Here is a 20554-nt window from a genome sequence, read left to right as displayed (position 1 = left end):
GGAAGCGCTATCTCTGCTGCAGTTGGTTCTGGGCGGCCTGTCTGGCGTCCTGGTCGGCTTCGTCCTGGGCGTGGTCGGTGGGGGCGGATCCATCCTGGCGGTACCACTGATGCTCTACGTGGTCGGAGTGGGAGATCCGCATGTGGCTATCGGCACCAGCGCCCTGGCAGTAGCGGTCAATGCGGTGTCGAATCTGGTGATACATGCCCGTAGAGGGAACGTTCGATGGCCTTGTGCCTCGGTCTTCGCTCTGGCGGGGATCGCGGGCGCATACCTGGGTTCCAGCTTGGGCAAGGCGTTCGACGGCAGGAGCCTGTTGGCGCTGTTTGCTGTGGCTATGATCGTTGTCGGCATCGCCATGCTTCGCAGGCGCAACACGCCTGGACTCACGGACGCTCGGCTCGGCAGAGGCAACGCGCCCGCGCTGATTGGGCTGGGCACCACCGCCGGCGGGCTTTCTGGCTTCTTTGGCATTGGCGGAGGCTTTCTCATCGTGCCCGCACTGGTGGCCGCGACGGGCATGCCGATGATCGCCGCAGTCGGAAGCTCGCTCGTCGCCGTCGCCGCATTTGGCATGACCACCGCACTGAACTACGCGCGTACAGGTCTGGTCAACTGGAAGCTCGCGGCAGTTTTCGTCGTTGCCGGCGTGGCTGGCGGTATTGCAGGTGCAGCAACTTCGACGAAGCTGGCCAACTATCGTGGAGCTCTGAACACGGTATTTGCAGTACTGATCTTCATTACTGCCGCATACATGCTGTGGAAGGTGAGCTGACCGGATGTGCTCCAGACCACAGCCGAGCACTGATAGCCAGCGCAGCGCTTCAAAGGCTTTGATAGGAAGATACTACGAACGGTGGTCCACATCCTCCAGAGTCAAATAAGATGCGACGGCTCGAAGCGCCTCGCGATCAGCTTCGAAATCCATGGCCAATAGGCCGCGCTCCAACGCGATGCGGGCATGCGCCTGTGATGCGACTCTTGTCGCTTCATTCGAGGACCCTGCCAACGCTGCGAAGGCCTTCTGCAGCCGGATACTGACCTCCAGGGACGCGGCGGCATCCCTGGCAATCGGAGTGAACGCGTCCTCAAACATGTCGCGTACGTCGAGACACTGCACGTGCACGCGCGGATACAGCACCTCGCCTGTCGCAGCGTCCCCTCCGTGGCTGGACCATGCACAGAGCAGCCTGACACATGTCCCGATGACGTCGATGCAGGTCCCAGGGTCGTTCACCGCAGGTGACATGGCTCGCTGGGCAATTTCCGCAAGCACGACCAGCCCGAACCGTGGGTCATTTTCGATGGAGCGCGCGTCGCTAAAGGAAATGGCTGAGATCACTTTACTCTGTACTTCAGGAAGTAGATTTCCCTCGATGGCTATCAACGGACGGGTTGGGGTTGCGAACGTACCCGGCTGGCAGAGCAGATGAACGCGTAGATCATGTTCCTGCGCAATGGCGTTGATCCGCCCGACATCCACGTGTTCAACGTAGGCCACCTGATCGCCGACCAGCTGCACCGCCCCCTCTCCTACCCGAACCGCACTGGCTCCGCCGAGCGAAGGCTCCTCGGCGCGGCGCTTCATTGCCACTTGGGTCGCCCGCTCCACCAGATCGATGGTTTCGCCGACGCGGCCAAAGCGTGAGAACTGCTCGATAGCCCGGAGCAACGTCACTGTGATGACGATGATGACCGCGATAGTTGCCCCGAACAGTACAAGCCGGCCGCTATCTCCGTAGATGCCGGTGCTGAGCGCGATGAGGCCCACGATCGAGAACAGGAAGGCACCAATGAAGGTGGCCAGCGCACCTTGGGCCCGGGTGTCTTCGATCAGCAGGCGGGCCGCGCGCGGGGTGGCGCTGCTGGACGCGGACCCGTAGGCCGAGACCATGGTGGACAGCGAGAAGGTGGTGACCGTCAGCATCGACGCGGCAAGAATGCCAAGAATGTTGCCGACGGAATCTGCGCCGATCCGCGCGGCAAGGCCGACGGGAATGAGGAACTTCAGGAACGCGCCCGCCAACGCCGTGATGATGCCTAGGGCGCCATACAGGGTCGAACGGAACCACATCCGCTTTGTAACTTTGCTGGCTGCAAGCCTCAATCTGGTGAGCATGGGCTACTTTCTGGGAAGTTCGACCATCAATAGCACGGCCGGGCGCCGAGGCCACGTCAACGCAGGGTCATGCCCGACCCAAGGCAGATGCCGCTACTCCGGGCGGCATCTGTGTGCAGATTCTACGAGCGCACCTTGTCCAGGAACTGACGGTGGCGCTCGTATTGATCGAGCACATCGTGGATGAGTTGAACCTTGGTCCATCCCATGACGTCGTAGTCCTGCCCGCCCTCCCGCAGATAGACCTCCGCACGGTAATGACGGGTACCCTCGCTGACCGGCCGACGGGGATCCTGCAGGGCGAACGTCGGCGGCTCATAGGGCTGGGGCCGTACCGAGTAGAAGAAGTCCATCTCCTCGCCATGGCCAACCTGCAGCCACGCACGACCATCCTCCCCCTTGGAGACCTGGACCGGCAGATCCTGCTTGCGCAGCTCAGCCGCAACCTCTTCCAATGCTGGGATGACACGCTGCTCGATGAAGCCGGTCACCTCGATCTTCAACGGATTGTGCGCCAGCAGGCGCAGGCGCGCCCGCCAATCCTCGCTGGTACCCGGCAAGATACGTGCCTCGCGCAGGATCGAGCGCTTGGTTGCATCCAGATGCATGGCCTTCAGCAGTCCCCAGCACATCAGGATCATGACGATCGTAAATGGCAACGCACTGGCAATGGTGGCCGCCTGCAATGATTCCAAGCCGCCGGCCACCAGCAGGGCAATCGCAAGGCCGCCGACCAGCAGCGCCCAGAAGATCCGCTGCCAGACCGGCGATTCCTGCTCACCCTTCGAGGTAAGCATGTCGATTACCAGGGCACCGGAGTCCGCTGAGGTTACGAAGAACAGCGCAACCAGGATGACCGCCAGCGAAGAGGTCAGCATGGTCAGCGGCAGGTGCTCCAGAAACTCGAAGAGCGCCATCGAGCTGTCGGTTGAGACCGCCTGCACCAACTGCTGGATGCCCTCCGCCCGCACCATGTGCAACGCGGTGTTGCCGTAGATGGTCATCCAGAGGAATGTGAAGCCAAGCGGCACAAGCAACACCCCCACCACGAACTCACGGACGGTGCGTCCACGTGAGATGCGCGCGATGAACATGCCAACGAAGGGCGACCAGGCAATCCACCAGCCCCAGTAGAACAGCGTCCAGCCACCCAGCCAACCCGTGGGTTCGTAGGCATAAAGGTTGAAGGTCATCGAGAACAGCTGGGAAACGTACATGCCGGTGTTCTGCACCAGTGCCTGCATCAGGTGCACGGTGGGTCCACAGACCAGCACGAAGGCCAGCAACGCTGCCGCCAGGATCATGTTGAGCTCGGACAGCCTGCGTACGCCGCTGTCCAGGCCAGCCACGACCGAGCCGGTCGCCACCAGTGTGATGACGGTGATCAAGCCAACCTGGACGAGCGTACTGACCTCCAGGCCGAACAGGTAGTTCAGGCCGGCGTTGATCTGCATGACGCCCAGCCCCAGCGAGGTGGCCAGGCCGAAGATGGTACCCAGCGCGGCGAACGTGTCTACAGCATGCCCCAACGGGCCGTGGATACGATCGCCGATGAGCGGATACAGTGCGGATCGGACACGCAGCGGGAGATTGTGCCGGTAGGCAAAGTACGCCAGCGACAGCGCTACCACTGCGTAGATCGCCCATGCGTGGATGCCCCAGTGGAAGAAGGTGATGCGCATGGCCTGGCGGGCAGCTGCGGCCGACTCGGGCGAGCCGACCGGCGGCGTGGCGTAGTGCATGATGGGCTCGGCAACGCCGAAGAACATCAGACCGATGCCCATGCCGGCAGCGAACAACATGGCGAACCAGGAGCCGTAGCTGTAGTCCGGCGTACTGTGGTCAGGGCCGAGTTTGATGCGGCCGTAACTGCTGATGGCGACGCCGACGACGAAGACCAGGAAGCCGGCCACCGCAAGGATGGTGAACCAGCCTGCATCATTGGCAGCCCATGACTTGGCCGCGGTGAACCACCGCGTGGCTATATCGGGCGCGATGGCAGCAAGCGCCAGCAGCGCGATGACGATGGCTGCCGTGGGAATGAACACCTGCGGAAGGATCCGCTGGCGAACGGGGGGATGTTGCGGAGCCGTGCTCTGCATGGATACCTCCGTGTTGTTGGGTGAAGAAGCCTCTGGCTTGCGCGAGGCCGATCAGAAGTAGAAGCCGATGTTGAAGTTCAGCCGTGAATGCCAGCGGGAAGGACCTCCCTCGTCGATGCCGATACCATCACCACCGGCAAACCACATGTTGCGGCCAGCGATCCAGTCGACATAGGTGAGCATGATGCCTTTCTGCAGGCTGCAACCGGTCACGTTCTGCCACGAATCACGAAGGCCCGCGCGGTGCCCGACCGGGCGGGTCATGCTGAGGTTGTTATAGCAGGTGATGTCATCCAGCCAGCCCTTCTGGCCGAACGAATAGGCGATGTTGGCGCTTGGCACATCCGCCTGCGCTGCAACCTGGAAGGGGGATTGGAACGCCGACATTGCGATGCGATCTCCGGGCACGGCATACCGGTACCGCGCCCACTGCAACTGCGCGGTCCAACCATCGCGCTGCCACTGTGCGTGGAGGGCCGCGCCCTGATGACCGTAGTGACGCCGTGTCTGAGTGTTCTGCACCTTGCCAGCAAACGCTGATGCGCCCAGCAACAGCTCGCCGCCGCCCCAGGCGCGCGCGCGCTCCACGCGTGCATGCAGTCGTTGCCGCTCACGATACGGCAACGCCTCGGTCTGCGCGACATCAAAGGAGTAGCGATCATAGCGAGCCCCGGACCCGTATTCGTCTCCGGAGAACCAGCCGAGATGCCAGGTCGTGCTGCCGGTGCGGTGAATCACTACAAGGCCCGGATCGTAATCATCCTCAATGCCCAAGTAGTAGCCGGAGCCGAACCAGAAGCTCTGCGAAACGGTAGGGAGCAGCCCGAACGGGACTTGCTGGATACCTGCCTTGAGCTGGGTAGCATCGGAGAACTGCCAGCCCGCGTAGGCGTGATGCACGGCGTCGAAGCCATCGTACCAGCGGTATTGGGCAGAGAAGGAAAACGGTCCGGTTCCAGCGTCAAGGTCTGCACGCAGCAGTTCAAGCTGCAGGCGGCTGGTCGGCCCGTAGTCGAGCCAGCCATAGTTGAACCTGACGGCGCCTCCTGGATCAAAGTAAGGATCTCTATGGAGGTTATCCTCAGAAGCCTCTGCAGCCAGCGAAGTTCCCGCCAACGCGGCAGCGACAATGAAGGGAATTGATCTCACGGTTATGCGCCTTGCCTCCCTGATCTGCTACGGAAAGCGCTTGAGTCTAACGTCGATTCATCCAATGCCTCAAACTGGCGATCTCAAAGAATTCTTGGCGGGACCACAGCAATCACTCACGGCGCATCTTTAGTCCTCAGGTCCATATGCCACGTGAAAATCATGTGCAGTGAGAGAGTAGCTAACACGATAAACTTCTTAGTAGTCGATCCTGAGATTGAGCGACTCATAGTGGACATGGAGTGACACGCAATGTCATTTGAGAATAGGCTAGGGCCTCGACATCGGGGAAGAATTCATGACTATTGATATCAGCGGCCTTTCTGCCAAGGAACTTCGCTCACTGATTGCTCAGGCGGAGAAGCAGCAGTCCAAAGTGCTGTCACGCCCTAAGGCCACAGCGATGCGCGCCAAGATCAACAAGTACGTCAAGGATCATGGATACACGATAGAGGAACTCTACGGCGCTTCAGTGATCGTGCCCTCCGAAACCGCCAAGAAGCGAGGTGATCGGAGGCCTGCCAAATCGACAGTGCCCAAGATCGCTCCCAAGTACCGCAATCCTGCAGTGCGCGGCCAGACGTGGTCCGGTCGAGGGCGGCAACCGCGATGGATAGCCGAGCTGGTAGCAAGCGGAAAATCACTGAATGACTTCCTGATCAAGTAGTGATAGCGAGGTAGCCGCACACCGGTACCGCAGCAAGTCCTGAGAATCATTAGTCATCAGATCGAACAGGATGCTGGTGCGCGGAATGCCCTGCCAGGTAGGCGATCAAAGATTTCAGCTAGTCGCAGTTGATGTGACAGCGGGCGAACAGCAGGCGCTCCCCTTGCCTTTGGAGAGTGGGCTCAGGCAGCAATGATTGCAGTATCCACTTCTGGCCGACAGCTGCCGTCCGATCTGGCAGGATCCGATTCCTAGCGGGGATTCGACGCTGCCCGGGCCATGCGTGTGGCGTGCAACCGCTCCGGGCGTCAGGCAGCCCGATCAGCCCCATGCCGAGCGGGCCGCCGATGCGCGGGCTTACCTAACTTCCCCCGGACCATTCAGCCAACTCCATTGTGAGCATGACTCTTTGCACTGTCGTGCCCGGGTGCCTGGGCCTAGGGTTGCCGGCCGGCATCGGTTCCGTCGGCACTCGCCAATCCATTTTCCAGACGACCTGGCCCAGGGAAATCCATGCTGCCTGCACTCTTGCGCACCGCCTTGCTGACCGTTGCCCTGTCGGCATGGCTTCCAGCCCAGGCGCTTGCGGCCGGTTCTCTTAAGGAAGCCAACAGCAAGGCCAGGGCCTTCATCCAGCAGGCCATGCAGAAGCAGCGGATTCCGGGCCTCCAGCTGGCAGTGGTGCAAAACGGGAAAGTAGTGCTGCTGGAGAACTACGGGTTCGCCAATGTCGAGAACCGGGTGCCTGTTACCGGCAAGACGCTGTTCCCGATCAACTCGGCCACCAAGTCGTTCACCGGCGTAGCCATGATGCAACTGGTCCAGGACGGACGGGTGGATCTGGACGCCCCCTTGTCACGCTATTTGGACGATGTGCCCGCGACCTGGCGTGGGGTGCGGATCCGGCAGCTGCTGGGGCATACATCAGGCCTTCCGGAGATCATCGACTCGCAGGGGGCCTTTGGCGGTGCGACGGAGCCGGAGGCATGGAGCGCGGTCGAGGCTCGGCCTCTGGAGGTATCGCCAGGCGAACAGTTCTCGTACAACCAGACCAACTACGGCCTGCTGTCGCGGATCATCGTCAAGTTGAGCGGGCAACCATACGAGCGATTCGTGACGCAGCGACAGTTCGATGTGGCGGGCATGCCCTCTACCACGTTCGGTGACAGCTATGACCTGGTTGCCGGAGCCGCCACGATCTACAGCTGGTCGCCGCGGGGCTCGCTGGCACCGGACGATGGTGAGCGCCTGTCGCATTGGATTTATGAAATGCCCTACAGCCTGTGGGCGGGTGGCGAATCCAGACGACGGCCGAAGAGCTGTCGCGCTGGATCATTGCGCTGTCGCAGGACCAGTTGATTGATGATGCACATGTCCAGCGCATGTGGCAGCAAGAGCCACTGAACAGCGGGGCGAAAAGCGATTGGGCCTTAGGCTGGCCGGTTTTGAAGGCTGATCGCCCGCGCCAGGTCGCAGGCATTGGCGGTGCCCGCGCGGCATTCGTCGTCTACCCGGATGAAGACTTGGCCGTGATCGTGCTGACCAATCTTGCCGGTGCGAACCCGCAGCGGTTTGTTCGACGCATCGGCGAGTTCTACCAGTCGCGGGCGAACGACTCCACCCATTGATGCCGACGAAGCTCCGGGACGACGTGTGCTTTCGGCACGAAGCGGACGTCCACACGCACACCTTCTGGCTGGCGCCAGGGGCGGCCGCCGCGAGAACAGGGACAGGTGTGCGGCCCTCGGTGTTCGGCTATCTTGAGAGTTCTTGCCAAAACCCTTCAAGCACAGACGCATGCAAGCGATTTCGAGGATTGTTCGAAACGGGCGGTGGCTCAACTACTTCGTATTGTCCGTCGTGTTCTTGGCTGCCGGCTGCAAGGGCGAGCATGTGCCGGCAAAGGATCTCGGGGCGGACCTCGATGAGGTGGCCGCAACACTGATACAGCAGCCGTTGCTCCACTCAACCTCGATCGCAGTCGTATATCGGGGCCAGGAATTCATCCGTCATCGCGGCAACATGGAAGCCGGCAGGCTGAGCCCTCCGACCGACGCGACCCTCTACGAAATCGGTTCGTTGAGCAAGACCATGGCAGGGACCCTGATGGCCAATGCCGTCCTGGAGCGCAGGCTGGGGCTGGACGACGATGTCCGGAAGTATCTGCACGGCAATTATCCGAACCTGCAGTACAAGGGCGACCCCATCCGCATCCGTCACCTGCTGTCGCATACGAGCGGTCTTCCGAACATGTTGCCGGAACGCGCGAACACGGTGCTCGCGGACTTCACCGATCAGCGTACGCCTCGTGAACTCAATGCCATTTACGCCGGCTATGGCAAGGCGGATTTCTTCAGGGACCTGCATGCCGTCGAGATTCACCAGGTGCCCGGAAAGGATTACGCCTACTCCAGTGCTGGAACCCAACTGGCGGCGCATATTCTGGAGACGGTTTACAAGAGCGACTATGAGTCGCTGTTACGCGAATTCTTCCGCGATTCCGCGGCAATGGCGGACCTCAGAATCAGGCTGGGCGATGCTGAGGCGCCCCGGCTTGCGGTCGGCTACCACAGTGACAACGCGGTACCGACCTCGCCCATGCCGGAGTTGCCTTGGGGAGCATCGGGGAACGTAAAGGCGACCGTTCCGGAAATGGTGAAGTTCCTCAAGTTCCAGCTGGCCGGTGGGCCCGTCGTGACGGAATCACACCGTACTCTTGTCGAATTCGATTCCGAGTTCAGCATCGGCTATTTCTGGAACATCGTCGGCGGCGACCGCTTGAAGGGCACCTACTATGCCCATCATGGTGGTGTGCCCCGCTCGCAGTGCTATATCTACATCATGCCGAAGTATGACCTTGGCATTTTCGTCATCACCAACCAGAGCGGCGACAAGACTGCCCACGCCATGGAGGCGGCGATCAATACACTGGTCGAGAGAATAGCCGCGCGAGATAACATCTCTAGCTAGGGAAGGTCTGAACAACTCCGCTGCTGCAGGCGACAATAGCGCACCAGATTGGGGTGACGATCGATGCAGCTGACGTTCGGTGATGCCGAGACCCTGGGCCAGCGCAAGCGCACGCGGCGGGAGATCTTCCTGGCCGAGATGGAGCAGGTGGTGCCGTGGCAGGCGCTGCTGGCGCTGATCGAGCCGCACTACCCGAAGCTGGGCCGTCCCGGCCGCCAGCCGTACCCGCTGGCGACGATGCTGCGCATCCATTTCCTGCAGCAGTGGTACGCGCTCAGCGACCCGGCGATGGAAGAGGCCTTGTACGACACGCCGGTGATGCGCCGGTTCGCGCGGTTGGGCGGCGTGGACGCGATTCCCGACGAGACCACGATCCTCCACTTCCGCCGGTTGCTGGAAACCCACGGCCTGGCCGGGCGGATCTTCGAGCGGGTGAATGCGCATCTGGCGCGCAAGGGCCTGAGCCTGCACGCGGGCACGATCGTGGACGCGACGATCATCGCCGCGCCGAGCTCGACGAAGAACGCCGAAGGCAAGCGCGATCCGGAAATGTGCCAGACGAAGAAGGGCAACCAGTGGCACTTCGGCATGAAGGCGCACATCGGCGTCGATGATGAATCCGGCCTGGTGCACCACGTCGAGTGCACGGCGGCGAACGTGGCCGACGTGACCCGGGTACACAGGCTGCTGCACGGCCGGGAAGACACGATCTGTGGCGACAGCGGCTATACCGGTGCCGACAAGCGTGAAGAGTTGAAGGATGTGGAGGCCGGCTTCCTGATCGCGGAGAAGCCGTCGAAGTTGCGGGCGATGAAGAACCCGCGCGAGCGGCGTTACACCGAGCGCTGGGAGCGGTACAAGGCGAGCCTGCGCGCGAAGGTCGAGCATCCGTTCCGGGTGATCAAGCGCCAGTTCGGCTACACGAAGGTGCGCTACCGCGGCCTGGCGAAGAACGCGGCGCAGGTGCTGACGCTGTTCGCGCTGTCGAACCTGTGGATGGCGCGCCGGCGCCTGTTGCCGGCGATGGGGGTGGTGCGCCTGTAAGGCGGGAAAACCCGCCAGAAACCGCCTGAAAGGGCGGGAAATTGATCAAATCGACGCTGGTCCGGCGCTCTGACGCTGAAATCCAAGTGTCAGAGTGCGTTGTTCAGACCCTCCCTAGGGCCTGTCACGTTCGCGTCCTGCGACTCGACTTGACCGAGGGATTGTGAATGACCGCTGCTGGCCAGAAGCAGACGTTATATTGTGCTGCAGAGGCGCGCCTGATTGACCTGGCGGCGTTACCGTGGCAGGGCCCAGGTCGTCATGGCAGCCAGCAACACAACCAAGATCGGCGGTGTACGCGCGAGGGCCAGTAGCCCGAACGCAACCAGCGCCATCGCGGCATCCCATCGGTCATGGATCGCACTCGTCCACACCGGGTTGTACAACGCAGCCAGCAGAATCCCGACCACCCCGGTGTTGACGCCAGCAATCGAAGCTTGCAAAGCCTTTCGGTGGCGCAGGGCCTCCCAGAACGGCAGCGCCCCCACGAGCACAAGAAAGGCTGGCAGGAAAATGACTGCCAACAGCACAAGGCCTCCAAGCCAGCCACCCAGCGGCCCCTTGGCCAGGGCTCCCAAGTACGCCGCGAAAGTGAAGAGAGGGCCTGGCACCGCCTGCGCCGCACCGTACCCAGCGAGCAGATCCGCAGTGGTCACCGTGCCGCTTTGGACAACCGCGGTCTGCAGCAACGGCAGTACGACATGGCCGCCGCCAAAGACCAAGGCACCAGCACGGTACGTCCCCTCCAACAGCACAGCCAACGGGGAGCCACTAGCCACCACCCACACAGGCAGCAGAACAAGCGGCAGCACCAACAGCATCAGCGCTACCGAGCCCGTTCTTCGCGAGACGGGATAGCTGCAAGCGAACTGGCCCTGGGCAGGCTCGATTTTCAGCGCCCAGCGACCGAGCAGGCCGCTGCAGATGATCACCACCATCTGGCCGAAGACCGAGGGCAGTGCTAGCGTCAATACGGCGGCGACAAGCGCCATCCCTGCCCGCAGGCGGTCCGGGCATAGGGTCCGGGCCATTCCCCATACAGCCTGCGCCACCACGGCAACTGCAACGATCTTCAGGCCATGCAGCCAACCGGATTCGAGGATGCCTTGGTATCGAGCAACGCCAAATCCGAACAGGATCATCAGTACGGCCGATGGCAGGGTAAAACCTGCCCAGGCGGCCAGCAGGCCAAGCCAGCCGGCGCGAGCCAAGCCCAGCGCCATCCCAACCTGGCTGCTGGCTGGGCCTGGCAGTAACTGGCACAAGGCCACCAGATCCGAGTAGCTACGGTCCGTCAGCCACCGGCGGCGCTCGACAAACTCGAGGCGGAAGTAGCTCAGATGGGCGATCGGGCCGCCGAACGAGGTCAGTCCCAGTCGTAGGAACACCAGGAAGACACGCCACGCACTTTCGCTTTTTGCGGGATGGAGCGTCGGCATGGGGCAGGATCTCCGGTTGTTCTCAAAGGCGGCCAGCCCGGCCCAGCACCCAGACTAGGTCGCCGGGCTTCCCCTGTGCTCGGCCACCAACTCTCCATCTTCCTTCCGGAATGGTCCGGGAAGCTTCGGCAGGATCCAGCACCAGTTCGGAAGGGCGGCACAGGCGCGTGCCATTATCGGTTTGCACGAAAGGACGATTGATGAGTATTGGGTGCGCCAGCATGGCATCAAGCAGCGCGTCGTCGCTCAGTGCCGCATCGCCCAGTGCCAGCTCGTCATAAGGAGTGCCCTTCTGCCGGAGGGCGTCGCGCACGCTCAAGCCCGCGGCCCTGATGAGGTCGACCAGGCGCGCGCGGCTGGGCGGGTGGGCCAGGTAGTCGATCACTTCCGGCTCGATCCCGGCGAAGCGGATCATCGCCAGGGTGTTGCGCGAGGTGCCGCACTTGGGGTTGTGGTAGATGACCGCGTTCACGCACTTTCCTCCTCGTTCAAAACAGTTTCCACCACCCCTGCAGCGGCCGCGAGCGCCGCCGCCTCGATGGCCCCCTTGCGCTCGCTGTAACGGTCCACCAGGTAGTCGGTGCGCCCACGTACCAGCAGGGTGAACTTGACCAGTTCCTCCATGACGTCCACCACGCGATCGTAGTACGCCGAGGGTTTCATTCGACCTTCGTCGTCGAACTCCTGCCAGGCCTTGGCGACCGAGGACTGGTTGGGGATCGTCACCATCCGCATCCACCGGCCGAGCACACGCAGCGCGTTGACGACGTTGAACGACTGCGAACCGCCGCAGACCTGCATCACGGCCAGCGTGCGGCCTTGGGTGGGGCGCACGCTGCCCTCTTCCAGTGGCAGCCAGTCGATCTGGTTCTTGAATACCGCGGTAAGGGTGCCATGGCGTTCCGGGCTGACCCACACGTGTCCCTCCGACCACAGCGAGGCCTGGCGCAGCTCCTGCACCTTTGGGTGGGTGGCTGGCACCGAGTCAAGCATCGGCAGCTCATGTGGATCGAACAGGCGGGTTTCCGCCCCGAGCTGTTCCAGCAGCCGCTGCGCCTCCAGCGCCAGCTTGCGACTGAACGACTGAGGTCGCAGCGACCCGTACAGGATCAGGATGCGCGGGCGGTGCGGCTGCGCGGCCGGGTCGTTGAGCTTGGTGGCCGTCGGGATGTCCAAGGCACCTGGGACCAAGTTGGGGATCTGCTGCACGGGGTTGTCCTACGGAATCGATTCTATTATTCTAGAATCATGGAACATAACGCTGCAACCCACGCTCTTGCTGCCTTGGGCCACGCCACCCGCCTGTCGATCTTCCGCCTGCTTGTACAGGCCGGCAGCGGCGGCAAGCTGGCCGGTGACATTGCCCAGACGCTCTGCTTGCCTGGTGCCACGCTCTCCTTCCACCTGAAGGAACTGTTGGCTGCGGGCCTGATCAGCGCCGAGCAACATGGTCGGACGATCTGCTACCGGGCCGAGTTCGAGGCGATGACCGCATTGGTGGCCTATCTCACGGAGAACTGTTGTGCCGACGAACAGGCCTGCGAACGACCCGTTGGCTGCTGACCAACCCACCTTAGAGATCGCTCAGATGACCCGTCGCGTCCTGTTCTTGTGTACCGGTAATTCCGCTCGCAGCGTGTTGGCCGAATCGACCCTGAAAAAGTGGGGCCAAGGCCGCTACGAGTCCTTCAGCGCCGGCAGCCAGCCGGCCGGCCGCGTCAACCCGTTTGCCATTGCTCAGTTGCAGCGCGAGGGTTTCCCGGTGGACGGCCTTCGCAGCAAGTCGTGGGACGAGTTCGCCGAAGCGGATGCCGCGCCGATGGATCTGATCGTCACCGTCTGCGACAGCGCGGCGGCCGAGGCATGCCCGGTAGTGTTCGGCGACTTTGTACGGGTGCACTGGGGCCTGTTCGATCCGGCCGGCGTTGAAGGCTCGGACGGACAGAAAGCCGAAGCGTTCGATCGCGCGCACCAGATCATCAAGGCGCGCCTGAAGGCGTTTCTGGAGATCTCAGACAGCGTCTGGGATGACAGCGAGGCCCTCAAGGCCCGGCTCGACCCGATCGCACAGATCAACTGACCGTCTTTCCGGAAATCCCCATGACCACTGATACCTCCCGCCTGTCCTTCCTGGACCGGTATCTCACGCTCTGGATCTTCGCCGCCATGGCGCTCGGCGTCGGCATGGGGGCGTTGTTCGAAGGTGTACCCAGCGCGTTGAACAGCCTCTCCATAGGGTCGACCAACATCCCGATCGCGATTGGTCTGATCCTGATGATGTATCCGCCGCTGGCCAAGGTGAAGTACGAGGAACTGCCGCGGGTCTTCGCCGACAAACGGGTACTGATGCTCTCGCTGCTGCAGAACTGGATCGTCGGTCCGTTCCTGATGTTCGGCCTGGCCGTGCTGTTCCTGCGCGATTACCCCGAGTACATGACCGGCCTGGTCCTGATCGGGCTGGCACGGTGCATCGCCATGGTGCTGGTCTGGAATCAGCTTGCCCGCGGTGACGGCCAGTACGTCGCCGGGCTGGTGGCATTCAACTCGATCTTCCAGATTGCGCTGTTCAGCGTCTATGCGTGGTTCTTCCTGTCCTGGTTGCCGCCGGTGTTCGGTCTGCAGGGCAGCGTCATCGATGTCAGTTTCTGGACCATCGCCGAGGCTGTTCTGATCTACCTTGGTATCCCGTTCCTGGCGGGCTTCCTCACCCGCCGATGGTTGAAGGCGCGCAAGGGCGTGCAATGGTATGAAGAGACGTTCCTGCCCGCCATCAGCCCGGTAACCCTCGCCGCACTGCTGTTTACCATCGTGGCGATGTTCAGCCTGAAGGGAGGCGATGTGCTGAGGATTCCGATGGACGCGGTACGCATCGCGATCCCGCTGACGTTGTACTTCATCATCCAGTTCGTCATCAGTTTCTTCATGGGCAAGCTGATCGCCAAAGACTACCCCCGCACCACCGCGATCGCGTTCACCGCAGCAGGCAACAACTTCGAACTGGCCATCGCCGTGGCGATCGCGGCGTTCGGGCTGGCTTCCCCGGTAGCCTTCGCGGCTGTTATCGGCCCGCTGGTGGAAGTGCCCGTGCTGATTCTGCTGGTCCACGTCGCCCTGCGCCTGGGCAAAAGCTACTTTCCTGCCGATGCACGGAGCCGCTGAATCGCCTAGGTGCTGCAGCATGAGGAAGTCCCGATGGACAGCGTCGATGTCGTGGTGATCGGAGGTGGCCAGGCGGGTCTTTCGGCTGGCTACTTCCTGCGTCGCAGCGGGCTGTCCTATGTGATTCTTGATGCCGAAACGTCACCTGGCGGGGCGTGGCAGCATGCGTGGAAATCCCTGCATCTGTTCTCGCCGGCGGGCTGGAGCTCGATTCCCGGTTGGCCGATGCCTGCTACCCGGGAACCGTGCCCGTCGCAGGCGGAAGTGCTCGACTACCTCGCGCGCTACGAGCATAAGTATGCGCTGCCCGTCATCCGTCCCGTGCAGGTGAAACGCATCAGCCGCTCGGGGAGCCGGCTGCGGGTGGAAGCAGATGACGGCCGGCAGTGGCAGACACGTGCAGTGATCAGCGCCACGGGTACGTGGCGGCATCCCTGCACGCCCGGATATGAAGGTCTGGACGCTTTCGGCGGCGTGCAGCTGCACTCGGCCCACTACAGCCATCCCGAACCCTTCGCCGGAATGCGCGTGGCCATCATCGGCAGCGGCAACTCAGGCGCACAGATTCTGGCCGAGGTCTCCAAGGTGGCCAAGACCACGTGGATCACCCAGCGGGCGCCAGCCTTCCTGGCCGACGATGTCGACGGGCGCGTTCTGTTCGCACGCGCAACCGAGAAGTGGAGGGCTCAGCAGGAAGGACGTGAGCCGGATATTCAGCGGGATGGTTTTGGCGACATCGTGATGGTGCCGCCGGTGGTGGACGCACGGCGCCGCGGTGTACTGGTCTCCATGCCGCCACCCGTCCGTTTCACCGCCACCGGCATGCAGTGGGCAGATGGCAGCGAACGCAACTTCGACGCGGTGATCTGGTGCACCGGCTTCCGGCCGGTATTGTCGCACCTGGAAGGACTGGGCATTGTCAACGCTCGTGGTCGGATCGACGTGGATGACACCCAGGTTCGGTCGGTCGCAGCGCCATCGGTTTGGCTGCTCGGCTATGGCGACTGGAATGGCGCAGCATCGGCCACGCTGATCGGGGTGACCCGATACGCGCGCGAGGCAGTAAGGCAGATCAGCGACTACATCGGGGAGGCTTCTCCGGTGTTATCTGGCGCGTGAGCCTCGGCGCCATTGCCCAGCGCCCGCACCTGCGATTGCAGGGCCATGCGGTCCAGCGCTTCAGGCTTAAGCGCCAACAGCAATCCGAGACGGTGCTGGAGCTGGTGAAGCGTGCTCAGGAACGCCTTATGGACCTGATCAGCACTGCCCTGCACTGCGGCCGGGTCGGGGATGCCCCAGTGGGCGGTAGCCGGGTGGCCCGGCCACACGGGACACGCTTCACCCGCGGCACGATCGCACACCGTTACGATGAGATCCATCTGCGGTGCTTCCGGACCTGCGAATGCATCCCACGGCTTGCTCGACAGTCCGGCAACGTCGAAGCCAATCTCCGAGAGCACCTGCAGGGCCACCGGATGAACTACGCCCTTGGGATGACTGCCCGCACTGTAAGCGCGGATACGTTCGCGCCCTAAATGGCTGGCCAGTGCTTCGGCAAGAATGCTGCGCGCCGAGTTGCCTGTGCAAAGGAACAGAACATTCAGGGGACGCATGTCATCGCAACCATTTATCTAGAATAATCGAAGTATTGCCTTGCCATATGTCAACTCGATGACTGCCGAAAAGGAAGCGGGCACCCCTCGGTGCCCGCTTCGCTCATCTGTTCAATGACCCGACGACCGTGTGGCGCCTGGCGTACGATGCTTTCCCAAGCGGTCTACCAAGGTCTCACTTGCATCGTTGAGACCGAACACCTCAACGGTCGCGCCGTGCTCGCGCAGCTTCATCACTACCCGGTCGAGCGCATCAACGGCGGTCACGTCCCAGAAGTGGGCGTCCTTCAGATCGATGATGACCTCCTTGGGGACATCCAGATAGTTGAAGCTACTCACGAACTGTCCAGAAGACGCAAAGAACACCTGCCCCTTCACAACGTAGACGCGCGAGTCGGTCTCGACCTGGGTGTCGTCGATGATCAGCATCTTGCCGACCTTGCGGGTGAAGAACACCGCCGACAGGATCACGCCTGTCAACACGCCTTTGGCGAGGTCGTGGGTAGCCACGGTCACGATGACCGTGCCAATCATCACGACCGAAGAGCTCTTGGGATGAATGGCCAGCTCGCGCAGCGAGCGCCAGCTGAAGGTGCCGATGCTGACCATGATCATCACTGCGACCAGTGCGGCCATTGGAATCTGACTCACCAGGTTTGACCCATAAACAACCAGAAGGAGCAAAACCACGCCGGCCACAAGGCACGAGAGACGGCCCCGGCCACCGGAAGTGATGTTGATCACCGACTGGCCGATCATTGCACAGCCTGCCATGCCCCCAAAGAAGCCCGTTACGGTGTTAGCCAAGCCTTGGCCCGCACATTCGCGATTCTTCTGGCTCGGGGTATCGGTCATGTCTTCGACGATCTGCGCGGTCATCAGCGATTCCAACAAGCCAACGACCGCCAAAGTCGCCGAAACCGGCAGCAGGATCTGGAGTGTTTCCCAGGTGAATGGCACATCCGGAATCAGGAACGACGGCAGGCTGTCAGGCAGCGCCCCCATGTCGCCTACGGTGCGTACCTGGAAGCCGAAATACATGGAAGCGGCCGTGAGAACCACGATCGCCACCAATGCCGAAGGAACGGCTTTGGTCAGCAGCGGCAGCAGGTAGATGATTGCCAGACCCACAGCACAGATCGCATACACCATCCACGGCATGCCGATGAGCTCGGGAAGCTGCGCCATGAAAATGAGAATCGCCAGTGCATTCACAAATCCGGTCACCACCGAGCGCGACACAAAGCGCATCAGCGAGCCCAACCGCAGGGCGCCGGCCAGCATCTGCAGGACGCCGGCCAGGATGGTGGCGGCAAACAGATACTGAATGCCGTGCTCGCGCACCAGCGTGACCATCACCAACGCCATGGCGCCGGTCGCAGCCGAGATCATGCCAGGGCGGCCACCGGCGATGGCGATGATGACGGCGATGCAGAACGAGGCATACAAACCTACCCTTGGGTCGACGCCGGCGATGATGGAAAACGCGATTGCCTCAGGAATCAGGGCTAGCGCAACGACAATGCCCGACAGCAGGTCACCACGGATGTTACCGAGCCATTGCTGGCGCAGGGGATAAATTGCAGACATAGAAAATGATCTCCGCGCACAGCCGTGCGCGCCAAACGAAAGAAACAGGCACCCTTCCAGACCTATGTGTCTGGGTCGCTTCTTCAATCAAGCGTCAGGGTGGAGTCATCGCTAGCCGATCCGTTGGGTACTTGACGGTATATTGTAGACTTGCATAGCGCCTGAGGGGAAATCCGGCCGGCATCGCGGTCGCGTCGGTGTATTCTCAAGGGTAGCTTCCCAGATCCCAAGATCATTTCGCAGGCGAAGTCGACAAGCTGGTAGGCAGTTGATCAGATTGAATTGAGCTCTGACCGAATCGCCAAAGAAGAGGTGGACATTCGCCGCGGGGCCTATGTCCGCTATCGGCCAAAAGCGGTCAGTTGGACGGGTTGAACTGGGGCCGAAAGATTCTGCTCTCAGCCCCAGAAATGGCGATTAGACTGTCACCACGATCTTTCCAATCTGCTGATTGGCCTCAAGGAAACGATGGGCTTCCTGGATGTCACTCAGAGGGAAGGTCTTGGCGATTATCGGGCTCAGTGCTCCAGACTCCAGCCCCTGCAGAATAAACGCCTTGGCACGTTCAAGGACTTCTGGGTCGGCCACAATTTCTGCATAGAGATAGCCCTTGAGGGTTAGGCTTTTGCCCAGCACGGTAAACAGCGGGAATGGCGTCGGTTCCGAGCTGAGTGCACCGTATACCAGCAGAATGCCACCTCGGGCCATGCTCTGCGTGAGGGGCTCGAAGGACCGCCCGCCAACCGGGTCGAACACAACGCGGGCGCCTTGTCCGGCCGTTATCTCCATCACGCGCTCGACGATATCCTCTTCGTCACTCACGATCACATACGCGGCACCAGCATCCAGAAGGGCCTGTTTCTTCGCACGGGTTCGCGTGATTGCAATTGGTGTGGCGCCGACCATGCGTGCTATCTGGAAGGCAGCCAGACCGACACTGCTTGATGCCGCGGTGACAAGGACAAAGTCGTGTTGCCCGAGTTTGGCCTGCTCGATGAGTGCACCCCAGGCGGTGACGTACTGCATCCAGGACGCAGCAGCCTCTTCAAAGGACAACCTCTCGGGGCTCTTCACCACCAGATGAGCAGGTACATTGGCCAGCTCTCCGTAGGTGCCCCAACGGGCGATGTCCAGAGGCGGGATGAGAGCGACTGCATCACCCACCTTGATCCCGGTTACTGCGCTACCCACTGCAACCACGATGCCTGCGGCCTCGTAGCCCAGGCGGCTGGGAACTCGGCTTCCTGTAGGTATGCGTGATTGCGAAACATCACCTCGGCTCGGTTCAAGCCAATCGCTTTGACGCCAATCTGCACCTCGTTTGCCGCCGGTGCCGATACGTCCAAATTTTCCAGCTTCAGAACACTGGCGTCACCGTATTCATGGATTCTGACAATGCGTGCCATTGCGGATACCTCGTTTTTGAATGGGCTTCGAAGTGCGCAGGAAAGGTCTGCGGCTAATCGAAGAGTGAATAAAATGTAATCATTGGTTGGTAGCGGATAAAGGCCTACTATGACGTAATATTTGAAACAGAGAGTTTTTAATGGATCGCCCGACCCAGATGGCTACGTTCGTCAGAGCTGGGATCATTCAGCCCTGCTGCGGATGACCTCAACCTATCCCCTCAGTTGGTGGGAAAGCAGGTAAAAATGCTCGAACAACACCTGGGGGTTTCCTTGCTGCATCGGACTACGCGCAGGCAAAGCCTCACCGGGAACACAATGGCGGCTATTGGCCGACACCCATCTGATGCAACAAACTCAAACCGGCCAAACGCGGTTATCTGGTAACTACAGAACCAGGGGGCGATTCACACAGCTTTTCACTCGATATAAGCGGGGCCTGACGCCGAAGCGGCAGGCCCTAAGCTCATTAGAATTCCTGCACCGTTGGGCGCAGAACGATCTCGTTAATATCCACTTCAGCAGGCTGCTCAATTGCGAAGGCGATAGCCCGAGCGACGGATTGAGCGGGAATTGCATGCTTGTAGAAGTCCACCACGAAATCGCGGCTCTGTTGGTGGGTGCTGCCGAATTTCAACTCGGAGTCCACAGCACCCGGTTCGATAGTCGTGGTGCGAATGCTGCCACCGACTTCGTGACGCAGTCCTTCGGAAATGGCCCGTACAGCAAACTTGGTGCCGCTGTACACCGTGCCGCCAGGGCTGAATACCTTCAGGCCTGCAACCGATGCGATGTTGATGAAGTGGCCACTGTTTTGTTTCTGGAAGACCGGCAATGCAGCCGCGACTCCGTACAGCAGCCCCTTGATGTTGATGTCGATCATGCGATCCCACTCGTCAGTGCGAGCATCACTGAGCGGTGCAATCGCCATCAGCCCGGCATTGTTGACCAGTACATCAATGCGCCCGTAGGTGTCCACGGTACCTTGAATGAGCGCTTTGACTTCTTCCTGAGAGGTGACATCGGTCTGATACGCGATTGCCTGACCACCTGCATTGGTCAGCTCAGTCACCAATGCGTCGAGTTTATCTTTGCGGCGTGCGGCCAGCACTACGCGCGCGCCAAGCGCAGCAAGGTGGCGTGCAGTCGCTTCACCCAAGCCACTGCTGGCGCCGGTGATAACGACAACTTTTCCAGAAATGTTATTGCTCATGTTGAGAACCTCATCGGCGGGTTTGTATTTCGCCATGGCTGATTAACCTGGCAGTGAACAAATCTTAGCCCCATGATTGATCT

The 20554-nt window shown here is 61.3% G+C and carries 18 protein-coding genes and 3 pseudogenes; 11 read left to right on the top strand and 10 right to left on the bottom strand.

The features are described from left to right. Positions 1 to 13 precede the first annotated feature (13 nt). On the top strand, positions 14 to 775 hold the full coding sequence (locus J3A72_RS04155; RefSeq protein WP_080264271.1) for a sulfite exporter TauE/SafE family protein: 762 nt from the start codon (positions 14 to 16) through the stop codon (positions 773 to 775). A 72-nt stretch (positions 776 to 847) separates the two neighbouring features. On the opposite strand, the gene J3A72_RS04150 is transcribed toward J3A72_RS04155, so the two are convergent. The 3 genes from J3A72_RS04150 to J3A72_RS04140 form a co-directional block, all read right to left on the bottom strand. Continuing rightward, a complete protein-coding gene (locus J3A72_RS04150; protein ID WP_024957939.1) occupies positions 848 to 2119 on the bottom strand; it encodes a DUF2254 domain-containing protein in 1272 nt (423 codons plus the stop codon). 122 nt (positions 2120 to 2241) lie between these two features. After that, complete coding sequence (gene betT / locus J3A72_RS04145) at positions 2242 to 4221, bottom strand: choline BCCT transporter BetT (protein WP_033834876.1); 1980 nt, start codon at positions 4219 to 4221, stop codon at positions 2242 to 2244. Positions 4222 to 4272: 51 nt separating this feature from the next. Continuing rightward, on the bottom strand, positions 4273 to 5370 hold the full coding sequence (locus tag J3A72_RS04140) for a hypothetical protein (protein ID WP_033834877.1): 1098 nt from the start codon (positions 5368 to 5370) through the stop codon (positions 4273 to 4275). A 298-nt stretch (positions 5371 to 5668) separates the two neighbouring features. On the opposite strand from J3A72_RS04140, the gene J3A72_RS04135 reads away from it, so the two are divergent. The 5 genes from J3A72_RS04135 to J3A72_RS04120 all read left to right on the top strand — a co-directional run bounded on the left by J3A72_RS04135 (position 5669) and on the right by J3A72_RS04120 (position 10051). Next, the gene (locus J3A72_RS04135; protein WP_049461414.1) at positions 5669 to 6037 is read left to right on the top strand and encodes an H-NS histone family protein; all 369 of its coding nucleotides are present in this window, start codon (positions 5669 to 5671) and stop codon (positions 6035 to 6037) included. Between the two features lie 513 nt (positions 6038 to 6550). Beyond that, positions 6551 to 7396: a serine hydrolase domain-containing protein gene (locus tag J3A72_RS04130; RefSeq protein WP_280953975.1), complete on the top strand. Its 846-nt coding sequence runs from the start codon at positions 6551 to 6553 to the stop codon at positions 7394 to 7396. After that, positions 7393 to 7665: a serine hydrolase gene (locus tag J3A72_RS23150; protein WP_280953974.1), complete on the top strand. Its 273-nt coding sequence runs from the start codon at positions 7393 to 7395 to the stop codon at positions 7663 to 7665. Before J3A72_RS04130 ends, J3A72_RS23150 begins: the two co-directional genes overlap by 4 nt. A gap of 169 nt (positions 7666 to 7834) precedes the next feature. Beyond that, positions 7835 to 9007: a serine hydrolase domain-containing protein gene (locus tag J3A72_RS04125; protein ID WP_024957943.1), complete on the top strand. Its 1173-nt coding sequence runs from the start codon at positions 7835 to 7837 to the stop codon at positions 9005 to 9007. Positions 9008 to 9070: 63 nt separating this feature from the next. Further along, positions 9071 to 10051: an IS5 family transposase gene (locus tag J3A72_RS04120; protein ID WP_075076136.1), complete on the top strand. Its 981-nt coding sequence runs from the start codon at positions 9071 to 9073 to the stop codon at positions 10049 to 10051. Positions 10052 to 10287: 236 nt separating this feature from the next. On the opposite strand, the gene chrA is transcribed toward J3A72_RS04120, so the two are convergent. The 3 genes and pseudogenes from chrA to arsH form a co-directional block, all read right to left on the bottom strand. Continuing rightward, positions 10288 to 11490 (bottom strand): chromate efflux transporter, encoded by a 1203-nt coding sequence (gene chrA, locus J3A72_RS04115; protein WP_024957944.1) that lies wholly within the window; start codon positions 11488 to 11490, stop codon positions 10288 to 10290. Between the two features lie 54 nt (positions 11491 to 11544). Next, positions 11545 to 11962, bottom strand: a pseudogene (gene arsC, locus J3A72_RS04110) (arsenate reductase (glutaredoxin)). Beyond that, entirely contained in the window at positions 11959 to 12699 is a 741-nt protein-coding gene (gene arsH / locus J3A72_RS04105) for an arsenical resistance protein ArsH (RefSeq protein ID WP_024957945.1), read from the bottom strand. Before arsH ends, arsC begins: the two are co-directional and overlap by 4 nt. 39 nt (positions 12700 to 12738) lie before the next feature. Between arsH and J3A72_RS04100 the strand changes: the two genes are divergently transcribed. The 4 genes from J3A72_RS04100 to J3A72_RS04085 are packed head-to-tail and all read left to right on the top strand — an operon-like array spanning position 12739 to position 15768. Continuing rightward, on the top strand, positions 12739 to 13053 hold the full coding sequence (locus J3A72_RS04100; protein ID WP_024957946.1) for a metalloregulator ArsR/SmtB family transcription factor: 315 nt from the start codon (positions 12739 to 12741) through the stop codon (positions 13051 to 13053). A gap of 25 nt (positions 13054 to 13078) precedes the next feature. Continuing rightward, entirely contained in the window at positions 13079 to 13570 is a 492-nt protein-coding gene (locus tag J3A72_RS04095; protein ID WP_024957947.1) for an arsenate reductase ArsC, read from the top strand. Between the two features lie 20 nt (positions 13571 to 13590). Beyond that, the gene (gene arsB / locus J3A72_RS04090; protein WP_033834878.1) at positions 13591 to 14649 is read left to right on the top strand and encodes an ACR3 family arsenite efflux transporter; all 1059 of its coding nucleotides are present in this window, start codon (positions 13591 to 13593) and stop codon (positions 14647 to 14649) included. Positions 14650 to 14682: 33 nt separating this feature from the next. After that, entirely contained in the window at positions 14683 to 15768 is a 1086-nt protein-coding gene (locus J3A72_RS04085) for an ArsO family NAD(P)H-dependent flavin-containing monooxygenase (protein WP_033834879.1), read from the top strand. Here the strand turns inward: J3A72_RS04085 and J3A72_RS04080 are convergent. The 3 genes and pseudogenes from J3A72_RS04080 to J3A72_RS04070 form a co-directional block, all read right to left on the bottom strand. Next, entirely contained in the window at positions 15729 to 16262 is a 534-nt protein-coding gene (locus J3A72_RS04080) for an arsenate reductase ArsC (protein ID WP_072167338.1), read from the bottom strand. The two genes, J3A72_RS04085 and J3A72_RS04080, sit on opposite strands and share 40 nt — an antisense overlap. Before the next feature lie 111 nt (positions 16263 to 16373). Next, positions 16374 to 17852, bottom strand: coding sequence for a SulP family inorganic anion transporter (locus J3A72_RS04075; RefSeq protein WP_033834881.1), 1479 nt, complete (start codon positions 17850 to 17852; stop codon positions 16374 to 16376). Between the two features lie 417 nt (positions 17853 to 18269). Further along, a pseudogene (locus J3A72_RS04070) lies at positions 18270 to 19258 on the bottom strand (zinc-dependent alcohol dehydrogenase family protein). Positions 19259 to 19402: 144 nt separating this feature from the next. Between J3A72_RS04070 and J3A72_RS22955 the strand changes: the two are divergent. Beyond that, a pseudogene (locus J3A72_RS22955) lies at positions 19403 to 19567 on the top strand (LysR family transcriptional regulator); the annotation flags it as partial. Between the two features lie 160 nt (positions 19568 to 19727). On the opposite strand, the gene J3A72_RS04060 reads toward J3A72_RS22955, so the two are convergent. Beyond that, positions 19728 to 20471, bottom strand: a complete 744-nt coding sequence (locus tag J3A72_RS04060; protein ID WP_033835953.1) for an SDR family oxidoreductase — start codon at positions 20469 to 20471, stop codon at positions 19728 to 19730. Positions 20472 to 20554: the final 83 nt, after the last annotated feature.

Origin of the sequence: Stenotrophomonas sp. PvP093 (genome assembly GCF_017876915.1) — a bacterium.
Taxonomy (GTDB): domain Bacteria; phylum Pseudomonadota; class Gammaproteobacteria; order Xanthomonadales; family Xanthomonadaceae; genus Stenotrophomonas; species Stenotrophomonas muris.
This window is presented reverse-complemented; position numbering and strand designations above follow the sequence as displayed.